Here is a 4,593-nt window from a genome sequence, read left to right as displayed (position 1 = left end):
TAAAATTTTAGATTATATATTATATTAAATATTTTAATAATTTTTCAGAAACTGTGATTTAATATTATTTAGGTGATGATTATGGGTTGTTTTAATGAAACAACTAGTGTGAAGATAAATAAGGAGAAAAAGGATCTTGCCAAATCAAAGGGATTGAAATTGCAGGATTTGTTGGATCATGCCCTTGATGAGGCTTTGGGATTCAGCTATTATCCTATGAGTGAAGTGCGACTTATAGAAATAGATAATGAAATCGAGTCATTGAAGATTCAAAAGGAAAAGGCAATGAGAGATTGTCAAAAGAAGATTGATATTCTTATCAGTGGCTTGATTGAATTTAAAGAGGAAGAAGCTGCTCAATATGATAGAAAAATTAGGCAGTTGGAATTGGAAAAGGAATATAATAAGCAAATTTTGTATAAAGATTAAGAATTTTGGATAGTTTATTGAATTAAATTAGTTTAATTAAAATTAGTTTAATTAATAGTTATTAATGTATTAAGGAGATTAAATATGAAAAATATGGGATTTGGAATGATGAGATTGCCACAGCTTGATGAAAACGATTTTTCAAGTGTGGATTTTGAACAGGTAAAGAAGATGGCTGACGTTTATATGGAAAATGGATTCAATTACTTTGATACCGCATATGCTTATCATGATGGAATGAGTGAAGTTGCTCTTAGGAAAGCTGTAGTAGAACGTTTTCCAAGAGACTCATTTGTAATTGCAGATAAAATGCCAACTTTCCTCATTACCGAAGAATCACAAGTGGAGCCAATATTCAAGGAACAATTGGAACGTTGCGGTGTAGATTACTTTGATTATTATATGGTTCATAATGTAAGCAGTTTCTCACAAGCTGGATGGAAATATGTAGACACCTTTGGCTTCTGTAAAAAGATGAAGGATGAAGGCAAAATCAAAAAGTTAGGTCTTTCCACCCATGCAAATGCAGAATTTTTGGACAATATATTGAAGGAACATCCTGAAATGGAATTCGTCCAATTGCAGATTAACTATTTGGACTGGGAAAATGATGGTGTGGAATCAAGAAAATGTGTTGAAGTTGCTCATAAGTATGATTTGCCAATCATTGTTATGGAACCATTGAAAGGAGGATTCTTGGCAGATCTTCCTGAAGAAGCGGAGAAAAAATTGAAAGACTACAATCCTGATGAATCTCCAGTTTCATGGGCATTTCGTTATGTTGCAGGAATCGAAGGAGTGTTCATGGTTCTATCAGGTGCAAGCAGCTTAGAGCAAATGGAAGAGAACGTTGGTTTCATGGATGATTACAAGCCACTTAATGATGAAGAGCATAAGATCATTGAAGAGGTTACCGAAATCATAAACAGTAATATAGCTATTCCATGTACCAAATGCAATTACTGTATAAAATCATGTCCAGCAAATATTAACATTCCTAAATTGTTTGATTTGTATAATAATGAAAAGATTCAAGGTCTGGAGATTGGTGCATTCTCTGCTGTAGGAAATGCATATAGGAACTATTCAGTTTTAGATGGCGTAGGTATAGCTTCTGATTGCACAGCATGTGAATCTTGCATGAAAGAATGCCCTCAACAGATTGATATTGCAAGCTTGATGCCAGAAGTTGCTAAAACCTTTGAAACAGAAACATATGGATTTACTAAGGATTAATTTGTTAATTCATAATTTTTTATTAAATTTAATTTCCATTTAATTTTTTTAATTTTTATTAATTTTAATTTCTTTATTTTTTAATATTTTTATGAATCGGAGTTTTTATGAACGTTTTTAGAAGTTTTGCAGATATTTTAAGTGATAGGGAAGTTCATGAAAAAGGTTATTTCTTTACAAATAAGCTTTTATGGGCATTATTCATTCCACTTTTAATTGAACAGGCATTGGAATTCTTTGTAGGTCTTGCTGACTCAATGATGGTTGCATCTCTTGGTGAAGTTGCAATTTCAGGTGTTTCCTTAGTTGATTTTTTAGTTCAGCTACTTATCTTCAGCTTTTCTGCACTGGCAACTGGTGGTGCAGTAATAGCAGGACAATACTTGGGGAATGGAGAACCTGACAAGGCTTGTGATGCATCTAACCAATTGGTGTGGTTTACGACCATATTGGCAATCATAATGACTGTGTTTGTCTTATTTGCAAAATCTTTTTTAATCAATATCTTGTTTGGTCAGATAGATCAGGATGTTTTTGATACTGCAAATATCTATTTAAGCTATATGGCTATTTCCATTCCATTTATAGCTATTTTTAACTGTGGTGCAGCAATGTTTAGAACATTAGGGAAATCTATTTTGCCTATGCAGATAATGTTCGTTTGTGATATTCTGAATATTATTGGAAATGCCATTTTGCTTTTCGGATTTGGCTTTGGAGTGGAAGGTGTAGCAATTCCTACAGTATTGGCAAGAGCCCTTGCAGCATTTATAATCTTGTATTATATGCTTCAAGAAAGATATGAAATACATATTAAAAAGACCTTGAAACATAGGTTTGACAGATCATTGCTTAAGAAAGTATTGGATGTAGGCATTCCATATGGTATTGAAAATGGTCTTTTCCAATTAGGCAGGGTTTTGATTTTAAGTTTGGTTTCCACATTCGGAACAATGGCTATTGCTGCAAATTCAGTAGGTTATGCAATAGGGATATTCTCAGTATTGCCTGGATTTGCAATAAATCTTGGTTTCACTGCAGTTATTTCACGTTGTGTAGGAAGCAATGATTATGAACAGGCTAAATTCTATAATAAAAAGATATTGCTGAATGTTTTCCTGGCACATCTGATTGTTAACTTAATCATATTCGCCTTGTTGCCATATATTTTGCAGATATATGATCTCTCCCCAGCAACTGCAGCCATGACATCTGAAATGGTTATTTGGCATGGGATTTTTGCAATATTGATTTGGCCGATTGCATTTACTTTGCCTACCATGTTTAGGGGAGCTGGTGATGCAAGATGGCCTATGGTTGTTAGCTTATCCGTGATGTTCATTTGCAGAATTGGATTGTCCTATGTTATCGCAGACTTTATGGGAGTAGGTGTATTCGGAACATGGATTGCAATGTTTATAGATTGGTATGTGAGAGCAGGGTTCTATATCTATAGATACTTCAGTGGCAAATGGATGGAATATAGGGCTGTAGGCAGTAGCGCTTAGCTTGAAAAGCAACGCTAAATGGCCATTTATTCTGAGTATTACTTTTTTTATAAAATAGTATTATTATTAATTAACTTTAAATATAAGTATATCTAAAATATTATTAGCTGTTATTAAAACAGCTACGCTTTTTTTTTAAAATAAAGTGGTGATGTATGGTGTAAAAAGGGTTGCTTTTTAACAATTTATAGCAGGTTTATGGTGGGCCTGTGTTTTAAAGCGCCCTTTTTTTTATTAAACTATTTTTACTTATTCTAATTAATTTATATTTATTTATCTTAGGTTAATTTCAAATTCAAAAGTTTATAATTAATATTTAATATTAATATTTAATATTTAGATATATTTTCAAGAGAGGGTATTATGTTTTATTTAGTTGGTTTAGGATTATTCGATGAAAAGGACATATCATTAAAAGGAGTGGAAGCATTACAAAAAGTGGATAAGGTATATGCTGAATTTTTCACTTCACGTTTATTCGGTTCTAATTTTGAATCTATTGAGTCAATCATAGGCAAGGAAATCATTGTTCTTGACAGAACTCAAGTGGAAGAGGAATCCATATTTTTAAAGGAAGCAAAAGATATGGATGTTGCATTGATTACTGGTGGAGATCCTTTGATTGCAACCACCCATGCTGACTTTTTAGTTGAATGTGCAAGGGATGGAACAGAATTTGAAGTAATTCACGGTTCCTCAATCCTATCTTCTGCACCTGCAATTTCAGGTCTTCAGGCTTATAAGTTTGGTAAAGTCACTACCATCCCATTTCCGGATTTGGAGTATAATTACTTCCCTAAATCCCCTTACATGGCTATTGAAGAAAATTTGAAAATGGATATGCACACTTTGGTTCTTTTGGACATTCAAGCTCATAAAGACAAGTATATGACTGTCAACGAAGGATTGGAAAACTTGATGACAATTAAGGATAATCTTGACTATGAGGGCATGATCAATGAGGACACTTTAGCTATTGGTATTGCAAGAGTTGGATCAAAGGACAATCTTGTGCATGCTGGATACATCAAAGATTTGATTGATTTTGATTTTGGCGGTCCTCTTCATTGCATTGTCATTCCTTCCAAATTACATATTGTTGAAGCGGAATATTTGGTTGAAGTGGCTGGAGCTCCTAAAGAAATCTTAGATGATATCTAATTTTTTTAAATTTATTTTTTTTATTTTAAAAATAGTAAAATGTTCTTATTTCAGATTTGTAAAAATTTTAAAAAATAGTAAAAATAGAAAAAAATTGGAAAGAACATAGTAGTTAGTTTGTTAGCTTCTAATCTTTTAAAAAATTTTTAAAATTTATTTTTATAATATAAATCATAAAAATTCCGTTTACTATGTTCTTTATGAAAAGTATTATAAAAATTTATAATATTCTTCATTTCCCAATGGATGTTAATCCTAT

At 32.2% G+C, this 4,593-nt stretch carries 4 protein-coding genes; all 4 read left to right on the top strand.

Translation table 11 applies throughout. The annotated features are described in order from the left end of the window. The first annotated feature begins 81 nt into the window (after positions 1-81). Positions 82-429 (top strand): hypothetical protein, encoded by a 348-nt coding sequence (locus tag ACKI67_RS01640; protein WP_407461655.1) that lies wholly within the window; start codon positions 82-84, stop codon positions 427-429. An 84-nt stretch (positions 430-513) separates the two neighbouring features. After that, on the top strand, positions 514-1,665 hold the full coding sequence (locus ACKI67_RS01635) for an aldo/keto reductase (RefSeq protein WP_407461654.1): 1,152 nt from the start codon (positions 514-516) through the stop codon (positions 1,663-1,665). 107 nt (positions 1,666-1,772) lie between these two features. Next, positions 1,773-3,173: an MATE family efflux transporter gene (locus ACKI67_RS01630; protein WP_407461653.1), complete on the top strand. Its 1,401-nt coding sequence runs from the start codon at positions 1,773-1,775 to the stop codon at positions 3,171-3,173. A 363-nt stretch (positions 3,174-3,536) separates the two neighbouring features. Then, positions 3,537-4,334 carry a diphthine synthase gene (gene dph5, locus ACKI67_RS01625; RefSeq protein ID WP_407461652.1) on the top strand — a complete coding sequence of 266 codons (798 nt, stop codon included), beginning with the start codon at positions 3,537-3,539 and terminating at the stop codon, positions 4,332-4,334. Positions 4,335-4,593: the final 259 nt, after the last annotated feature.

The organism is Methanobrevibacter sp. (genome assembly GCF_045577275.1).
Classification (GTDB): Archaea; Methanobacteriota; Methanobacteria; order Methanobacteriales; family Methanobacteriaceae; genus Methanobrevibacter.
This window is presented reverse-complemented; position numbering and strand designations above follow the sequence as displayed.

Excerpts from the sequence above, each read along its gene's own strand:
- ACKI67_RS01640 (WP_407461655.1), top strand. The coding sequence starts at position 82 with ATGGGTTGTTTTAATGAAACAACTAGTGTGAAGATAAATAAGGAGAAA.
- ACKI67_RS01635 (WP_407461654.1), top strand. The coding sequence starts at position 514 with ATGAAAAATATGGGATTTGGAATGATGAGATTGCCACAGCTTGATGAA.
- ACKI67_RS01630 (WP_407461653.1), top strand. The coding sequence starts at position 1,773 with ATGAACGTTTTTAGAAGTTTTGCAGATATTTTAAGTGATAGGGAAGTT.
- dph5 (WP_407461652.1), top strand. The coding sequence starts at position 3,537 with ATGTTTTATTTAGTTGGTTTAGGATTATTCGATGAAAAGGACATATCA.